The organism is Clostridium sp. MSTE9 (genome assembly GCF_000277625.1).
GTDB classification, from domain to species: Bacteria; Bacillota; Clostridia; order Oscillospirales; family Acutalibacteraceae; genus Faecalispora; species Faecalispora jeddahensis.
Map to the genome: position 1 here is coordinate 34382 of NZ_AKFU01000006.1, position 17588 is coordinate 51969.

Sequence of the window (17588 nt, forward strand, 5' to 3'; positions counted from 1 at the left end):
TTCATAACAGCCTGCGAATTTCAGCTCGCCAGTTTTTTCGATCAGCCCTGCTTTCACAGGATCATCCCCCAAGCCATCTTAAGGGGACTTCCACGAGTGCCGGCACAAGCGCCAGCAGGAAACACAGGATCGTCTGCGCTATAAAATACGGCATGGTCGGCAGGATGATTTTGTCCATCTTCACCTTGCCGGTAGCGCACGCCACATTCAAAACAGGTCCGACAGGAGGAGACGTCAGACCCAGCACGTTCATCAGTACAAACACGATTCCGAAATACACCGGGTCGATCCCTGCCGCCTTTACCAGCGGGAGCATAATGGGCGTAAGGATCAGAATACTCGGCACCACGTCCATAGCAAGACCCACAACGACGACAATGCACATCAGTACGAACATCAGAAGCGTCGGTCTTTCCACCAGGCCCTCAAGACCGGATGTCATCATCTGCGGAATGCGTGAGATCGTCATAAAGTAGGCGGCGCAGTTGGCAGCTGCCGCGAGGAACATCACCACAGCGGACATCTTCGCCGACGCGACAAACGCTTTCATCAAATCTTTGATCTTCATCTCGCGGTAGACGAACAGACCGATCAGGATCGCGTAGACGCAGGCGATCACGCCCGCTTCCGTCGCGGTGAAATAACCGGAGCGCAAACCGACGAGGATAATCACCGGAAGCAGCAGCGCCCACAAACCGGCGAGAATAATTTTAACCGCTTCTTTCGGCGTCGGTTTCGATACGGTTTCCGTATCCGGCACAACACCTTTTTTGCGGGAAACAAAAAACCACACCACACTGGCGATGATCGTAAGGTAAACGGCCGGCGCAATGCCGCCCATGAACAGGGACTTGATTGAAACGCCCGCCGCAATGCCGTACACAATCATCGGCACCGACGGCGGCATGATCGGCGCGACCAGATTCGCGCTTGCGGTGAGCGCGGCGGCTTTCTCGCGATTATAGCCGGAGTTCGCCATCATGGGAATCAGAATCGCGCCCAGCGCGGCACAGGCCGCGACAGCAGAGCCGACAAGCGAAGCAAACATCAGACACGCGAGGATCGTAACATAACCCAATCCGCCGCGCACACGCCCGATAAAGATATTGCAGAACGCAATGATGCGCTTCGTCAGTCCGCCGCGATTCATGATTTCGCCCGCCAGCACGAAGAACGGCAGCGCCATCATGGTAACGGAATCCGAGCCCTGCATCAGCGTGCGCGCGATGATCGTCGGGTTTGCGTCGCCGCCGCCGAGCGCCAGCGCTGTCGCCACAGCGCACAGCAGCAATGCTACGGCGATCGGCAGTCCGATGACGATCCCTACGAGCATGGAAGCAATAAAGATAGCAATAATCATTGCAGACCGGCTCCTTCCCCTAATTCTCCGTCATCGGACAGCACATCGTCCTCACCATGATCCCCGAACAGCTCCAATACGGATTCTTTCAGGAAGAACATACGGTACAGGTTTACCAGTGAGATAATGATAACCGAAACGCCCAGCAGGACGCCGGCAAAATGCACCATAAAGACCGGGAAGTGTGTCGCAACCCAAAAGTCGTTGCGGTTCTTCCACGCGTTTTGAAACGCGCCCGTCGCCAGCACACCCATCAGCCAAATGATCGTGCCCTGAATGACCACGTACAGAATCTTCTGCGCTTTGGGAGGAACCTTGTGAATCATCGTGTCAATCATCAGATGACGGTTTTCGCGTGCGGCTATGATCGAGCCCAAATAGACCAAATAGATAAAGCAGATGCGCGCTACTTCTTCGCTCCACGCAAAGCCCAAATTAAACTGACGCAGTATCACATTTAAAAAGGTGAAAAAAATCATGACGCCCAGAAAGATTGCTATCACAATCTCTATGACCTTGAACAATTTGTCTACAGCTTTTCTGAATCCTTGCGACTTATGACTGCTGTCGGACATAAATCCCCCTCCTCTTTGATACACAAGACCGTACCCCAGCCAGAGGGGCACGGTCTTGTTCAGATTAAATCACTGAACCGCCTTGATTTCTTCGGTCAGACCCTTTGCCCAGTCATTTTCAGCAAGAAGCTTGTCGATGGTGGGCTGGATTTTCTCAATGATTTTCGCCCGGTCTTCGTCGGAGCAGGCAGTTACGGTCACGCCAGCGTCTATCAGAGTCTGGCGATCTTTATCAACGGAGGCAATGTAGTCTTCCCACGCCTGAGCAGCGGTGGCCTTGGCCGCGTCGCGGATGATCTGGCGCTGATTCTCGGACATTTCCTCAAGCTTATCCGTATTCGCAACGATCTCGAGGGTGGCGACGATATGGTTGGTTTCATACAGGTATTTCTGAACTTCCTGGAAGTTCTGGGCAAGCACTGTCACCATGCCGTTGTCCTGTCCGTCTACGGTGCCGGTTTCCAGCGCGGTGAACAGCTCGCCGAGCGGGATGACCGTCGCGGAAGCCCCAAGGTTCTGGGTGATACCGACGTGAATCGGGTTGTTGGGCATACGGAATTTTTGACCCGCAAAGTCCTCAACGCTCGTCAGCTTCTTGTTTGATGTAAAGGTACGCGCGGAGTTGGGGCCCCAGCCGAGCAGCTCCACCTCGGGGAATTTTTCATGGAACTTTGAGCTAACTTCATCCGCGATCGGACCCGTCCAGACCTTTTTCGCGTGGTCGAGGTCACGATACAGGAACGGCCAGTCGGAAATCAGCATCATCGGGAACTCCTGGTTCATCGGGGTGCCGACCACCGTGAAGTCTACGGAACCGTCGCGGACAGCCTGCCAAAGAGCGGCTTCGTCGCCCAGCAGACCGTCATGATAGACATCCACCTTAATCTTGCCGCCGGACTTTTCTTCGATCTGTTTCTTAAAGACGTTGTCAAGAGCCGCCGCCATGGGGTGTGTGACTCCCCAGTTGTCGCCGATTTTCAGGCTGAACTCCTTTTCCTCGGCGTTGCCGCCTGTGCTTGCAGTGCTTCCGGTGCTGCCGCCGCACGCCGTCGTAACGGAAGCGATCATCGCGACCGCCAGGATGCTGGAAAGCACCTTCTTCACTGTCGGTTTTCCTCCCGAATTCTCAAAAAACTTTTTCATTCTTGAACTCCTCCTGTTTTTTCTCACATTCTATCTTTAGCGGCTCCGAAATTTCCCCGCCGCTAAATTCCTGTTCTGAAAAAAGCCTATTCCTGCTCCCCAAACACGATGACCATCTTCTTCATGTCCTTCACCGGGCGCAGCATATTCTCAAATACCTGATCCACCTGATCGAAGGGGATGTAATGACTGACCATGCCGTCGAGCTGGAATTTCCCCTGTGCAAAGTTCTGGATGGTGGGCTCGAACTGACCGCTGGACATTCTGGTGCCGATGATGGAAAGCTCCCGCGCGTTGATCATCGCCTGCGTGATCCCTTCTGGCTCTGTGCAGAAGCCCAGAGGGACAATGGTCGCCCCATTTGTGGGAATACCCTGTTCCAGCACCGCGGTGAGCGAGCCCGGATAGCACGCGGAATCGAAAATCACATCGACCCCGGCTCCATTTGTAAACGCCTGTACGCATTCCTTCAGATTCTGTATCTTCGTATTGACAACAGAATCGGCGCCGTATTCTTTCGCACGCTCCAAAGAGCTTTCATTGATATCGGCACAAATCACCCGGCAGCCCTTCTGTTTTAAGGTCTGCAGAATCACCGCGCCGATGGTTCCGCTGCCCAGCACCAGCACCGATTCGCCGCCCTGAATCCCGGCCCGCCTGGTGCAGTGGCCGCCGATGGCAAAGGGCTCGATCAGTGCCGCCTCACGATATGTAATTCCCTTGGGCAAAATATAAACCTCATGCTCCGGTACCGCAAGGTATTCCCGCCAGCCGCCGTCGATCGCGGCGCCGCGCGCCTTTACCGTTCGGCAGATGTTCCTTCGTCCGCTCAGGCACTGTGGGCAGTGACCGCAGGCAACCACCAGATCGACCACCACGGCATCGCCGGGCTGAACAGAGGTTACGTCTTTGCCTACCTCTACCACCACACCGGCATTCTCATGGCCGGGAATGCGGGGATATACCGCATTGGGGTTTTCTCCTAAAAACAAATGAAAATCGGAACCGCACACGCCGGCCGCTTTCATTTGAATCAACACTTCTCCGTCACCGGGTTTCGGCACAGGAGCCTGTCGTACTTCAAACTGTCGGGGCCCGGTAATGACTACTTCTTTCAAGATTGTGACCACCCTTCAAAATGCACATTTCCATCTGATATATACTATGTTAAATATTACGTTAATATATTAACCTAATATAACTGTCTGCCATGTTAAATATAGCATAGTAAAACGCATCAGTCTATGAGTATATTCTACAAAATGCCAGTCAACCGTTTATGAATTTGGTCAAAAAGTCATTTTTTTAACATAGATATAGCGCGAAGCCGCACAATATTTTTCATTTCCTCTTGTATTACAGTCAGTATTGCACTACAATATATTAGATCAATATGTTAGAGATTATTTCTTCCTATTCCGTCGTCCACTTTCATTTTAGGAGGGGCATTTGTGACCAATCAGAAGCAACCCAAGGACTCTCAGACAGCGGGAGAAAATGTATATCAGTACCTTCGCAGCAGCATCATTGGGCTGCAGGTGAAACCCGGCCAGACCATCAACATCAACGAATTGAGTGACTTTTTAAAGGTGAGCCGCTCTCCCATCCGGGACGCTCTGATACAGCTTGCAAAGGACGGTCTGGTGACGACCACGCCGCAAAAGGGCACGATCGTTTCTAAAATCGACATCCAGCGAGTGAGAGACGAACGTTTTATGCGGTCCTGCATCGAAGAAAGGGTTCTGGGGGAGTTTTTAGAAAGCTACCAGGAATCTGACATTAAAGCTTTAAAGGATCTGCTGCTGCAGCAGAAGAAGGCGCTGGAAAACAAGGATGCCCGCGATTTTCTGCGTACGGACGACGCCTTTCACACGGTTTTCTTTCAGGCGACCAACCACCCGTTCTGTCTGGAAAACGTTCTGAACATGTCGAGCCATTATTACCGGATCCGTTTGCTGTCCCTTTCGGAGACGGACATCCGTCAGCAAACCTATGAGCAGCACGAAGAAATCCTGCGGCTGATCCAGGAGAGGGACGTTTCAAAAATCCGAACGCTGATTGATCTTCACATTGTGGATAAGCAGGATGAAGAAACCCGCATGAAGCGCAAATACCCGGAGCTGTTCACCGCGATTGAGGAATCTGACCAGCTCAAGGGCAAAATCTGGGAAGAAGATTTTCTGATGACAGTATAACACAAAGCCTTCACGAAACAGGCGAAAAGGGACGTTTCTCCCCCTCCAACGGTGAGGGGGAAACCGAAACCTTGTTTCTGCTGTTCAGTGAAAAATCAGTATAAAAAGCCGAAAGCCTCCATGCGCGCGTTACACATGGAGACTTTCGGCTTTTCTCTTGCTTTTCCACAGGAAGCCTATTTGGATGTACGGTGGAGCGTACACCCGGCAAAGTCATATTCAAGGGGATAAATCAAACGCAGTTCCAAAGCGGGAGGGTGGACCCGCTTTGGGCTGCACAAATGCACCGGCCGCGCGAGGCTGCGGCTTATTCCAAACTGGGTGCGAAATTTACTTATTCGTCAATGTTTCCGTTTTCGCGGTAGGAACGCCAGACGTTTTCAAAAAAGTCGTCGTCCTCCGGAATCGGGCGTACGGGCCGCCAGCTGATCTCGCAGGCGCCGTTTTGATAAACGGCCTCCTGAATCACGCCGCCCCCCGCTCCGTTATCGAGCCGGAAGGTAAAGGTATCCGGCAGAACGGCATATGGTTTTTCTCCGTCCGGGTCGGTGTACAGGGCGCTTCCCCTGCTTTTGCCGCCCCGCTCGAGATAATCGCGCATGGCGGAAAGATACACCTGCTGGCAGATCAGAACATCGCGCAGGCGGAACAGCTTTGAAAGCTCCGCGGGGGAAGCAACGAAAACCAGGCCGGAAAATTCGGAAAGCTCCCGGCGCGTTTCTTCTAAGGCGGCGTCAATTCCTTCGCCGCTGCGAATGGCTGCGCCAAAGCGGCTCATCCGCACGGCGGCGGTATCCCACAGCTGCTGCACGGGCGTACCGGCAGTATTGTGCACCGCTTCGTCCGCAAGGGCGTTCATCTGCCCGGCAGCTTCCAGAGCGCAGGCCAAAAACGCCTGCTCCTCCTCCGGCTCGCCGGTTCTGCGGGCCGCGATATACTCGGCCGCGCGGGAAGAACCCACCTGACCGGCATTCAGCGCGCTGCCGCCCGGACGGTACACGCCATGGCTGGCACTGACCTCTCCGGCGGCAAAAAAGCCCTCCAGATTCGTGTGCCACCATGCGTTGATCGCAAGACCGCCGTTATTGTGCTGGGCACAAAGGGCGATCTCCAGCGGCTCTTTCGCAAGGTCTACGCCGCGTCCGCGGTAAAACTCCACCGCGGGGGTGTTCATATGCAGCAGGCGATCATACGGCGTGCCGAAGCAGGCGCCCGCTTTTTCCATATAGTCGCGTGCTTCCGCTCCCAGAGCGGAGAAATCCAGCTCGCCGCCGCCCGGATTCGAGCGGAAATCAAGGAACACCTTGCGGCCCTTGCAGCTTTCCAGATAGACGAGAATATCGATGATCGAGCTTCCGTTTTTCACCTTGCGCACATCAAACGGCCACTGATAGCCCTTGAGGAACACCTTGGTGAGCATGTCGCCCGTATCGGTAAAGAAGTCAAATAAGAATTCGCGCTCATCCGAGCCGTCGGGATTTGTGGAGAGAAACCGCGGCATGACCTGCATATAAGTGCCCGACACATTCCAGCGGGGCCGGGTGGAGGCAAGGCCATACTGCCATTCCGTCAGGTTTTTGCCGCGCACGCCGGCCTCGAACGCAATGCCCGTCGCGCCGAAATGGCCAAAGGGATACACGCTGTCCGCATAAATGCCCGCGGGGCCGCCGGTGGCGTAAATCACATTCTTGCAGCGGAACACCACAAAGCGGCTGTCCGCATCCTCCGGCGCGGAGGTGTCGAGGCAGAGCAGGCCATATACCCGGCTGCGGTCAGAGAGAATCCGGATGACCTGCATGCGGTCAAAAATCGGAATCTGCTTTTCATTGACCGATTTCTCCAGCGCCTCCGTCATCCTCTTGGAGGTGTACGGGCCGACGCTGGTTGCTCTGCGGCGCGGATCGTGGTCTGTTTTGTAGCCCACATATTCCCCATATCGATTTTTCGGGAACGGAACGCCCAGCTCCGCAAGGCGCAGGAAGCCCTGCGCGGACAGCGCCGCCTCGCACAATGCGATGTCGCCGTCCACACACTCGCCGGAGAAGAGCGTTTCCGCCATTTCCCGCACACTGTCCGGGTCCCCGCCGGAGAGCGTGAGCTTATAATAGGTTTGTTTGTCTGAACCGGTATTTCTGGAGGTGCCCGCCTTAACGTGCTCGGTCACAATGGCAACGTCGTGCTGCCCCAGCATCCAGAGGCGGTCGGCGGCATTAAAGCCGGCCGCTCCGGAACCCACAACCACGGTGTTCACCGTGATCTGCCGGTAAGTCCCCTGCGGGGTTTGCAATGAAGATGTGTTCATGGCCGCCTCCCTTATTATGATTACAGTCGTTTGATGTGGAATCCGCCGTCGATGTCGATATAATTCCCGGTAGTATACAGGAACTCGTCGCCGCAGAACACGCCGACAGCGTTGGCGACGTCTTCCGGGGTCCCCCAGCGGGCAATCGGGAAAATCCCCTGCTCGATGAGCGACTCATACTTTTCCTGCACGCTGGAGGTCATGTCGGTGAAAATCACGCCTGGGCGCACCTCATTCACCAGAATCCCCTCGGCGGCCAGGCGGTCTGCGTATAAAGTGGTCAGCATCGACACACCCGCTTTGGAAACGCAGTATTCCCCACGATTGGTGGAAGATACCTCAGCCGAGCAGGACGAAACGTTCACGATGGTTCCGCGCTTTTTGCCCTCGATCGGCTGGCGAAGCATCTGCTTTGCCACGGCCTGGGTGAGGAACATGTTGCCCTTGGTATTGACGCCCACCACGAAATCGAAGCTTTCTTCGCTCATTTCGAGCAGATCGGCGCGCACCTTGGGAGCCACGCCCGCATTATTGACGAGCACATGGATTCCGCCGAAGCGATCCACCGCCTCCTGCACAAGTCTCTGGCGATCCTCCGAAGAACCGAGGTTGCCCTGAACATAATGGTATTCGATTCCTTCAGCGGAAAGCTGATCGAGCCTTTCCTGATTCGCCTCTTTGGGAGTGGTCGCGAATATCATAACGGAAAAGCCGTCCAGCCCAAGCCGGCGGGCAATCGCAAAACCGATTCCCCGGCTTCCGCCAGTCACAATTGCGGTCTTTTTCATACTGTTCTCTCCTGTTCTAATTTGATCAGACGCCGGTTACGGCTCCAGCAGCACCTTTACGCTGCCGGCACTTCTGTCGAGGCAGGTTTCCAGCGCCTTCTGCAAATCATCCAGCGGGAACACATGGGTCACCAGCTTTTCCAGATTCAGCTCGCGGGAAAGCTCAATGGCCACGGGGAAATCCCAGCAATAGCCCTGCGCTCCCTGCACCCGGATTTCACGGGAGACAAAAAGATCTGCCGGGATATTGATCTTCGGGTTTTCAAAAATACCCACGATCGTTGCAAGGCCGTTCTGACGGATGGACGAAATGGCCTGCACGAAGGTCGCTTCAAGGCCGACGCACTCAAAGCTCTTATCCACACCTTTGCCGCCGGTCAGGCGGTGAAGGGCATCTTCCAGCGGCTCTTTGCCGGAATTGACCGCCGCCGTTGCGCCGAGCTCCAGCGCCAGCTTGAGGCGGGCATCGGAATGGTCGGCAATGATGACCTGCGAAGCGCCGCTCTTGCGGCATACTGCCGCGATCAGAAGACCGATCGCGCCCGCGCCGATGACCAGCACAGTTTCGCCCAGCCTGATGTCTGCCCGGCGAACGGCATGCGTCGCAACGGAAAGCGGCTCGATCAGCGCGCCCGCGTGGTAGCTCAGATCATCCGGCAGGCGGAACACATGCCCGGCCTGTGCCATCACATAATCCGCCATCGCGCCGTCGCCCTTGCGGTAAGAGAAGCTGATGTTCTCGCAGTACCCGTAATTGCCGTGGCGGCAGGCTTCGCACGTGCCGCAGACGATGCAGGGCTCGAGCGTGACCCGGTCGCCCTCGGAAAGCCCGGTAACTCCGGGGCCTACCGCGACGATGTCGCCGGAAAATTCATGGCCGATCGTCACCGGCAGCGGAACTGCCGGGTGACGGCCTTTAAAAATATGCAGATCGCTGCCGCAGATCGCGCTGGATACCACGCGGATCAGCACCTGGCCCTCTGCGGGCTCGGAAAAAGTTCTCTGCATAAAATCTGTTTTCATCGGTTCGGCCACACGGCCGACTCTGCTGTTCCATTCTTTCAAGTGAGGTTCCCCCTTTTACTGAAAGCTGTGTTCGCGCTGCTGCGCTTCCTCTCTGGCCTCGCGGTACAGCGGGGCATACAGCTTGCTGTCTTTGATGACGCAGCCCGTGCGGCCGTGGTCGCGCATGATCTGCGTACACTTGGAACAGGTAATGCAGCACTGCTTCGGGTCCATCTCACCTTTGGTGAGAATATCGCGCGGAGCCTCGGGGTAAGCGAAGCTGGAACGGCCAAGGCCCATAAAGCTGCAGCTGTGATCCGCGATGTTCGCGGCGCCTGCGTAGGGTGCATACTGGCGCAGCCAGGTGTAGCCGTTGCCGATGACAGGAACGTCTCCGGCGGCCTCCTGAATGCGGCGGGTAAAGTCAAACAGGCGGGAAACGCTCTCGAGCGGATGCTCATCCGGCACGGGAATGCCCATGCTCGACTGATCGAACGGACGCGTCACCTGCGGATAAATATAGTACGGGTTGCCCGCGGAATTGCTCAGCAGGTCTACGCCCTCTTCCACCAGCATCTTCACGAGCATCATCGGCTCGGTGGGGTCAAACTTCCACGCGTCTTCCTGATCCACGCCGAAACCGTAGGGATAGGGATGCGCGTCGAACACGTTGAACCGACAGGCGATCAGGAAATCGTCGCCCACGGCCTCGCGCACGGCGCGGATGGTCTGGCGCAGGAAGCGCGTTCTGTTCTCAAAGCTTCCGCCGTATTTTCCCTCTCTGGTGTGGGAGGCCAGCAGCTCACTGAGCAGATACCGATGACAGCTCTTGATGTCTACGCCGTCAAAGCCGGCCTCTTTGGCCAGAAGCGCGGACTGCACATACTTTCCGGTGAGTGCGTCGAGGTATTCATCGGTGATAACGGGCGCGTCGGGATCAAGGCCCACGCGGGGGTCGAGCAGAGGATCATGCTGCGGCACGAGCGGAGCGCCCTTGTGGCCCTCCGGTCTGGAATAACGGCCGGAATGCGTCAGCTGAACGATGTTCAGCGGACGGTGATCCGCTCCGTTTGCAGCCGCGGCGGCCGCGTTGGTTCTTTTCAGCAGCTCGGCAAATTTGCCTACATTCTCTTTGGTGAGCATCATCTGCAGCGGGTTTGCACGGCCCTCCTGCACAACAGCGCAGGCCTCCCACCACAGCAGCCCGGCTCCACCCTCGGCAAAACGGGTATACCGGCGCTCTACCAGCTCGCTCGGCGAACCGTCCGGCTCAGAATCGCAGCCCTCCATAGGGAGCACTGCAATTGCGTTCGGCGAGGTTTTGCTGCCGACCTTCACCGGATGTGCGAGCGGAGACAAGTCCTCACTCAGATGAATATTCGCCCCTAGCTCGGCGATTTTCTCTTTCAACTCTTCGATCGACTGAAAATGAAACTTTTCATGCGAAGCCATTTGATCCATCCTTTCTTTCATTCTGTAAGCGAATGATTTTATGCAATCGTTTGCAATATAAGGCCGCACTGGCCCATTCAAAAATGAACCGGCGTACTATTTTTAGATTGCCTGTTTTTCACGGAACGCGCCGATCAGGCAGCGAAACCCAGCCAGTGCCAGCGCATCGGGGGACTCCCCGAGCTGCACCCAGCCGCTGTCAAGCCCGCCGGGCTTGAAGGTCTCCATCGTGACATGGCCCTGATAGCCGTGGCTGCGCAGCAGACCGAAAATCTGCTCCCACGGAAAAAATCCCTGCCCGGGTGCGCCGCGGTGATTGGCGCAGGCGTGAAAGTGAAACATTTTCCCGGCGGCCAGCACGCGCTCGACCGCGCCGCACAGATCCTCTTCTTCAATGCCTGCGTGGAAGGTATCAAAGTGGATTCCAAGAAAATCGTCGTCCACATCGTTTACCATGCGCAGCGCCTGCTCCGCCGTATTGACCACACTGCTGCGGTAGCGGTTGAGCGGCTCGATCGCAAGGCGCACCCCGTATTCCCGCGCACGGGCACTAAGGGCGCGCAGTCCCTGCACCGCGAGCTCCCACTCGCGCTCGGCTTCGTCCGGCGGCAGCAGATGGCTCTTTCCGCCGCCCGCATACAGCGGGCCGGCGAACACATCGGCCCCGAGCTTTGCCCCGGTTTCAAGACATTTCGTCAGGTACTCCATCGTATTGGCCCGAACCTGCGGGTCAAAGTTCGAAAGATCACGCCCCGGCGACATCGCCGCACAGAGCGAAACGCGAAGGCCGGTTTTGCGGATCTCCTCGGCGAGAGGCTCCGAAAGCTCCGGCTGGGTCATCGGGATTTCCACAGCGTCGAAGCCCATTTCGGCGATCTTCGTCGGCAGGCCCAGACAATCGGGGCCCAGCGCATTGGTCCAGTTCCAAAGATTAATGCCCAGTGGGTTCATTTGGTTCACCCTTTCATCGGGTCGATTTTCTGATCACAAGATCGGTATTCAGTATATCGACCGCAGGCTCCGGCAGGCCGCCGGTTTTATCCTTATATCGAATCTGGTTGATCAGCTTTGTGGCCGCAACGACGCCCATTTCGTACAGCGGCTGCGACACGGTGGAAAGCGGAGGCTCCACCAGCGCGGACAGGCCGACGTTATCGAAGCCCAGCACGGAAATATCCTGCGGGATGCGCACGCCCATATCGTGCAGCGCATGCAGGATCACGATCGCCTTGGGGTCACTCGTTGCAAAAATCGAGTCGGGCCAGGGCTGTACCGAAAGCATGTTCCGCGTCAGATAATAAAAGCTGTTGCTGCCGTTCGTTTCCCGCAGGATCAGCCGTTCATCCACGGGAAGCTGATTGTCGCGCAGAGCGGCCAGATAGCCCTCCAGACGGTCGCGGTACAGAATCACCTCTTCGCGCCCGAGCGCCAGCGCAATGCGGCTGTGCCCTGTGCGCACCAGATAGTTGACCGCGTCGTACGACGCCTTGTAGTTGTCGACGATCACCGCGTCCAGATGCTCCTCTTTCGCGCACCGGTTGACCAGCACCAGAGGAAAGCCCTCGTCGCGCAGAGCGCGGATGTGGTCGGAGCCGGGCAGCATGGAGCAGACGATAAAGCCGTCGATCCAGCGCTTTTTCAGCTTATTGATATAGGATTTTTCCACCTCGACATCCTCGTCGGTATTGCAGAGAACCACCGTAAAACCGTTTTTACGGGCGGTGTCCTCCACACCGCGGGTAATGTCTGGGAAAATTAGGTTCTGAATGCTGGGAACCATCAGCGCAATGGTATTGCTGCGCCCCATTTTCAGCCCTTTTGCAAGCACGTTCGGGCTGTAATCCATTTTCTTCACGGCCTCCAGCACGCGCTGGCGGGTTTGCTCATTCACATAGCTCTTGCCGCTGAGCACTCTGGAAACAGTGCTGGCCGAAACCCCGGCCACCGCTGCGACATCCTTGATGTTGGTCAAAGTCAATCACCTCAAATGAATCATAGCATTCTTTCCCTGCACCTGCAACCGTTTTCAGATCGATATGCTCATTTCTTCCAGTAAACCGTAGCTCCCTTATGTGCGGAGGTACAGTTTCTGCGGTACAGATCCAGCCAGCCGATCGCGGGTTTCTCCACCGGCTTCCACGATGCGCGGCGGCGGTCGAACTCTTCGTCGCTGACATCGATGGTGAGGGTGCGTCCCTCAATGTCGATATGGATGACATCCCCGTTTTCGATCAGGGCCAGATTGCCGCCCTCATAGGCTTCGGGGCTGACATGGCCGATGGCCAGACCGCCCGTTGCGCCGGAAAAGCGTCCGTCGGAAACAAGCGCGATCTCTTTGCCCATTCCCTTGCCCAAAACGGCAGCCATGAAGGTTTCCATATGGGGCATTCCGGGGCTTCCCTTCGGGCCTTCGTAGCGGATGACCACCACGTCGCCCGGTACGATCTCATCGCGGAGAATCGCGTTCCACGCGTCGTCCTGCGAATCGTAGCACTTGGCGGGGCCGCTGAACTTCCACGCCTCGGGGTCTACGGCGCTGAACTTGACGATGGCGCTCTCGCTGCCGATATTGCCGTGCAGCACCGCAAGGCCGCCCTGCTCGTGAATCGGCTCTTCGACCGGACGGATCACATCCGTGTTGCTGTTATGCGCAAGCTCGGCCTTTTCGCCGATGGTGCCGAACATGCCGCCGCATTTCGTGTTGATCTTACCGGCTTTCGCCAGCTCCTTCACAACGGCGCCCAGGCCGCCTGCCGCAGAGAATTCCTCCATGGTATAGGTCGGGTGATTCGGGTAAATCGCGCTGATAACTGGAACCTCGCGGCTGATGCGGTCAAAGGTTTCGGGCGAAATCTCGCAGCCGATCTGGCGCGCGATCGCCGGGATGTGCAGCAGGCTGTTGGTAGAGCCGCCGGTCGCCATCATGTAGCGAACCGCGTTCTCAAAGCTCTCCTGCGTGATAAAGCTCTGCGGACGGATGTTGTCGCGGACAGCCTGCACCAATCTGCGCGCCGCGCTGCGGGCCATTTCGTGCCACTCGGACGTCTGGCTGCGCACGCTGGCGTTGCCGTGCGGCGACAGGCCCAGAATTTCGGCCAGAGCGCACATGGTGTTCGCGGTTCCCATAAACGGGCAGGCGCCCGGGGTGGGACACGCGTTGCGGACAACCATCTTGTAATGATCGCGGTCGATGTCACCCGCAATGTAAGCGGCGTAAGCCTGTTTGGTGTGTGTGAGGGTCAGCATCTTGCCTTCCTCGGTATGTCCGGCCGCCATAAAACCGCCGGTGAGCATCACGGTGGGGATATTCACCCGCAGAGCGCCCATGATCATGCCGGGCACCACCTTGTCGCAGGTGGACATAATGACCATGCCCTCGAGCATGTTCAGCTCGGCGACCATTTCCACCTCGCTCGAAACCAGGTCGCGCGCGGGCAGCGTATAGCGGTCGCCGGGGGTGTTGGAACAGATGCCGTCGCAGATGCCGGTAACGGGAAGTTCCAGCGCAAGGCCGCCAGCCTTGTAGATCTCTTCCTTCATTTCCGCAACGACATCCTTAAACGGAAAATGTCCGGGGTTCATTTCATTCCAGGAATTGACCAGTCCGATCACAGGGCGCTTTGCGTCCTCCTCTGAAACCCCCATCGCATACAGCAGTGCGTTGCGGTGGTCCAGAGATTCTTCATTCCATTCACGGATCATGATTGTTCGCCTCTCAATCTATGTTTCCAAAGTACCTTCATCAGCCGCCCAGATACGCCTTGCGCACGGTATCGCTGTGCAGCAGCTCGTCGCCGGTACCACTGATATTGATCATACCGTTTTCCAGAACATACGCCTTGTCGCAGATGGAAAGCGCCTTGCGGGCGTTCTGCTCTACCAGCAGCACGGTAATTCCGGAATCGCGGATTTTTTTAATCAAATCGTATACCTGATTGACGATCAGGGGAGCCAGACCAAGGCTGGGTTCATCCAGCAGGATGATCTTGGGCCGGGCCATCAGCCCGCGGCTGATCGCAAGCATCTGCTGCTCGCCGCCGGACAGGGTTCCGGCAAACTGGTCCTGACGTTCTCTCAGGATGGGGAACAGGCAGTACTGCTCCTGCAAATCATTTTCCAGCTCTCTGCCCTTAAAGAGGTACCCGCCAACCAGCAGGTTGTCGCGGATGGTAAGGCCGGAGAAGGTTTTGCGGCCTTCCGGCACATGCACGATCCCTTTGGCCACAATCTTGTGCGGCTGGCTCGGCAGGGTTTCTCCCAAAAAGTGAACCTTGCCGCCCTGCGGTTTTTTCAGACCGGAGATCGTACGCAGCAGCGTTGTCTTTCCCGCGCCGTTCGAGCCGATGATGCTGACGATTTCGCCCTCGTTGGCTTCGACGCTGACATGCTTTAATGCCTTTACGTGGCCGTAGTCCACGCTCAGATCCATTACTTCCAGCATTGCCATTGCTTACTCCTCCTTTCCCAGATAGGCTTCGATGACTTCGGGGTTCTGGCGCACCTCATCCGGCGTGCCGACGGCAATGGTCTTGCCGAAGTTCTGCACATGGATTTTGTGCGAGATGCTCATGACCAGCTCCAGACGATGCTCAATCAGCAGAATCGCAAAGCCGATATCTGCCGACAGGCGCTGGATCAGATCGGTCAGCTCCGAAACCTCTGTGGGGTTCAGGCCCGCTGCGGGCTCATCGAGCAGAAGCACCTTGGGGTGGCAGGTGAGTGCGCGTGCGATTTCCACGCGGCGCTGCTTGCCGTAAGCCAGGTTTTCGGGACGTTCATTTTTATAATCGGCCATGCCGACCAGCTCGAGATACTGCTCGCAAATCTCGCGGCCGCGCTTTTCTTCTGAAAGGCGCTTCGGCGTAGGGAGCAACCCTCCCACAATGCCGTACTTCGACTGCGGGTCGAACGCGCACAACACGTTTTCGAGCACCGTCAGACCCTTAAACAGGCGGATATTCTGGAACGTGCGCCCCATGCCCTCGCGGGTGATGAGATATTGCTCCATTTTGGTGATGTCTTTGCCTTTGAGGGTAACCGAACCCTCGTCCGCCGTATACACACCGGAGATAACGTTGAAAATGGTGGTTTTACCGGCTCCGTTCGGGCCAATGATTCCGTGAATCTCGCCCGCTTCCGCTTCCAGAGAAAAATCCTGGATCGCTTTGAGTCCGCCGAAGGACTTACTGATGTTTTTTACCTCAAGCAGCGCCATCCGTCTTTTCCTCCTTCCGGGATCTTTTTGCCAGCTTCTCTCCCAGCGCTTTCAGGTTGCGGGGCGAAAGCTCCCACTCTCCAAAAATACCGGAGGGCTTAAAGTTGATGATGAGCAGAACCAGAATCGCGTAAATGATGCTGCGGTACTGGTCGAGCGAACGAAGCACCTCGGGAAGACCGCTGAGGATGAACGCACCCACAACAGAACCCGTCAGGCTGTTGACGCCGCCGAAGAATACCATGATGACCCAGTCCGCGCTCTTTTTCCAGCCGAAAATGGTCGGGTCCACATAAGTAATGAAAAACGCATACAGACAGCCGCTGAACGCCGTAACCGCCACGCTGAGCAGGAACGCGCTCATCTTGATTTTCGGCACGTTGATGCCCATGGCCTTTGCGGCCAGTTCATCGCCGCGCACCGCAATACACTGGCGGCCGTATTTGCTGGTCTTGAACCAGCTGACAATCGCGATTGCCGCAATGGCCGAAACCAGAGCGAGCAGGAAGGTCGTTTTCCTGGGAATTCCGATAAAACCGGAGGCACCGCCTGTAAGCTTGGTCGCTCTGTTGAGCAGGGCGGTGATCGCTTCACCAAAGCCGAGCGTGACGAGCGAAATATAGTCGCGGCGCAGACGAACCGTCGGAAAGCCTACCAGGTAGCCGATCACCACTGCGATCAGCACCGCCAGAATACAGGCCAGCCAGAACGGAAAGCCGCATTTTACCACCAGAATACCCGAGGCATAGGAGCCAACCGCCATAAAGGCCGCCTGGCCAAGGCTGAACATACCGGTCAGGCCGGTGAGTACATAAACACCGCAGACCGCAACGACCGTAATCAAAATCTGAGTCAGAATCGAAAGATATAAAGTCATGCCGGCCCCCCCCTTATGCCTTTTCCTGAACGTTCGAGCCTGCAATGCCGCTGGGGCGTACCAGCAGGAATACCAGCATGAGCAGGAATGTAAATACCGGCGTATACCCCGAGCCCACCAGGCTGATGAGGATAGTCTCCACAAAGCCGAGCAGAACCGCGCCGATGATTGCGCCGGTCAAAGAGCCGAGGCCGCCGATGACAGATGCGATAAAGCCTTTTACAACAAGGCTGCCGAGCGTGGGATACAGCGTGTAGTTGATGCCGAGGAACACACCTGCCAGCCCAGCCAGCGCACCCGAAACAATAAAGGTGAACTGAATGGTGCGGGTTACGTTGATGCCCATCAGGCTTGCGGTATCCCGGTCAAAGCTGACGCTGCGAAGGCCGCGTCCCTGACGTGTCTTTTGAAGAATATAAGCAAGTATCAACAGCGTGACCACACTGCAAAAAAACATCAGCAGGTCCGATGTGGAGATGACCACGCTCCCGAACTTAATGGTCGAATTTTGAAAAAACTGCGGGTAGTTGTAGAAGTTTGCGCCTACCTTTACCGTTACGATACCCTCAAACATGGTTCCCAGTGTGATAGAGGATACGAAGAAATAAACGGGAGAGGTATTGTTCAGGGTGATTCGGCGGAATGCGATGAATTCACCCGCCAATGCAACCAAAGC

The 17588-nt window shown here is 56.4% G+C and carries 16 protein-coding genes; 1 reads left to right on the plus strand and 15 read right to left on the minus strand.

The genetic code is table 11. From position 1 onward, the window contains the following. Nucleotides 1-61: 61 nt before the first annotated feature. The 4 genes from HMPREF1141_RS01365 to HMPREF1141_RS01380 all read right to left on the minus strand — a co-directional run bounded on the left by HMPREF1141_RS01365 (nucleotide 62) and on the right by HMPREF1141_RS01380 (nucleotide 4196). Nucleotides 62-1360 (minus strand): TRAP transporter large permease, encoded by a 1299-nt coding sequence (locus tag HMPREF1141_RS01365; protein ID WP_009060186.1) that lies wholly within the window; start codon nucleotides 1358-1360, stop codon nucleotides 62-64. After that, nucleotides 1357-1935 carry a TRAP transporter small permease gene (locus HMPREF1141_RS01370; protein ID WP_009060174.1) on the minus strand — a complete coding sequence of 193 codons (579 nt, stop codon included), beginning with the start codon at nucleotides 1933-1935 and terminating at the stop codon, nucleotides 1357-1359. Before HMPREF1141_RS01370 ends, HMPREF1141_RS01365 begins: the two co-directional genes overlap by 4 nt. A gap of 69 nt (nucleotides 1936-2004) precedes the next feature. Continuing rightward, a complete protein-coding gene (locus HMPREF1141_RS01375) occupies nucleotides 2005-3078 on the minus strand; it encodes a TRAP transporter substrate-binding protein (protein WP_009060157.1) in 1074 nt (357 codons plus the stop codon). 86 nt (nucleotides 3079-3164) lie between these two features. Then, a complete protein-coding gene (locus HMPREF1141_RS01380) occupies nucleotides 3165-4196 on the minus strand; it encodes an alcohol dehydrogenase catalytic domain-containing protein (protein ID WP_009060211.1) in 1032 nt (343 codons plus the stop codon). 333 nt (nucleotides 4197-4529) lie between these two features. On the opposite strand from HMPREF1141_RS01380, the gene HMPREF1141_RS01385 reads away from it, so the two are divergent. Next, nucleotides 4530-5273 carry a GntR family transcriptional regulator gene (locus HMPREF1141_RS01385; RefSeq protein ID WP_009060146.1) on the plus strand — a complete coding sequence of 248 codons (744 nt, stop codon included), beginning with the start codon at nucleotides 4530-4532 and terminating at the stop codon, nucleotides 5271-5273. 334 nt (nucleotides 5274-5607) lie between these two features. Here HMPREF1141_RS01385 and HMPREF1141_RS01390 read toward each other — a convergent pair whose 3' ends face one another. The 11 genes from HMPREF1141_RS01390 to HMPREF1141_RS01440 form a co-directional block, all read right to left on the minus strand. Further along, nucleotides 5608-7575 (minus strand): FAD-binding protein, encoded by a 1968-nt coding sequence (locus HMPREF1141_RS01390; protein ID WP_009060172.1) that lies wholly within the window; start codon nucleotides 7573-7575, stop codon nucleotides 5608-5610. A 20-nt stretch (nucleotides 7576-7595) separates the two neighbouring features. After that, on the minus strand, nucleotides 7596-8363 hold the full coding sequence (locus tag HMPREF1141_RS01395; protein ID WP_009060139.1) for a 3-ketoacyl-ACP reductase: 768 nt from the start codon (nucleotides 8361-8363) through the stop codon (nucleotides 7596-7598). A gap of 36 nt (nucleotides 8364-8399) precedes the next feature. Continuing rightward, nucleotides 8400-9428 carry an alcohol dehydrogenase catalytic domain-containing protein gene (locus HMPREF1141_RS01400; RefSeq protein ID WP_009060133.1) on the minus strand — a complete coding sequence of 343 codons (1029 nt, stop codon included), beginning with the start codon at nucleotides 9426-9428 and terminating at the stop codon, nucleotides 8400-8402. Between the two features lie 15 nt (nucleotides 9429-9443). Then, complete coding sequence (locus HMPREF1141_RS01405; RefSeq protein WP_009060179.1) at nucleotides 9444-10820, minus strand: NADH:flavin oxidoreductase; 1377 nt, start codon at nucleotides 10818-10820, stop codon at nucleotides 9444-9446. 102 nt (nucleotides 10821-10922) lie between these two features. After that, a complete protein-coding gene (locus HMPREF1141_RS01410) occupies nucleotides 10923-11771 on the minus strand; it encodes a sugar phosphate isomerase/epimerase family protein (RefSeq protein WP_009060190.1) in 849 nt (282 codons plus the stop codon). A gap of 13 nt (nucleotides 11772-11784) precedes the next feature. Then, entirely contained in the window at nucleotides 11785-12792 is a 1008-nt protein-coding gene (locus tag HMPREF1141_RS01415) for a LacI family DNA-binding transcriptional regulator (RefSeq protein ID WP_009060166.1), read from the minus strand. Nucleotides 12793-12860: 68 nt separating this feature from the next. Then, complete coding sequence (gene ilvD, locus HMPREF1141_RS01420; RefSeq protein ID WP_009060164.1) at nucleotides 12861-14522, minus strand: dihydroxy-acid dehydratase; 1662 nt, start codon at nucleotides 14520-14522, stop codon at nucleotides 12861-12863. A 40-nt stretch (nucleotides 14523-14562) separates the two neighbouring features. Next, nucleotides 14563-15261, minus strand: coding sequence for an ABC transporter ATP-binding protein (locus HMPREF1141_RS01425; RefSeq protein WP_347475656.1), 699 nt, complete (start codon nucleotides 15259-15261; stop codon nucleotides 14563-14565). Nucleotides 15262-15270: 9 nt separating this feature from the next. Then, nucleotides 15271-16035 carry an ABC transporter ATP-binding protein gene (locus tag HMPREF1141_RS01430; protein ID WP_009060196.1) on the minus strand — a complete coding sequence of 255 codons (765 nt, stop codon included), beginning with the start codon at nucleotides 16033-16035 and terminating at the stop codon, nucleotides 15271-15273. Next, complete coding sequence (locus tag HMPREF1141_RS01435) at nucleotides 16022-16912, minus strand: branched-chain amino acid ABC transporter permease (protein WP_009060215.1); 891 nt, start codon at nucleotides 16910-16912, stop codon at nucleotides 16022-16024. Before HMPREF1141_RS01435 ends, HMPREF1141_RS01430 begins: the two co-directional genes overlap by 14 nt. Before the next feature lie 13 nt (nucleotides 16913-16925). Beyond that, on the minus strand, nucleotides 16926-17588 hold a 663-nt coding region (locus HMPREF1141_RS01440; RefSeq protein ID WP_035316370.1), incomplete at its 5' end, for a branched-chain amino acid ABC transporter permease.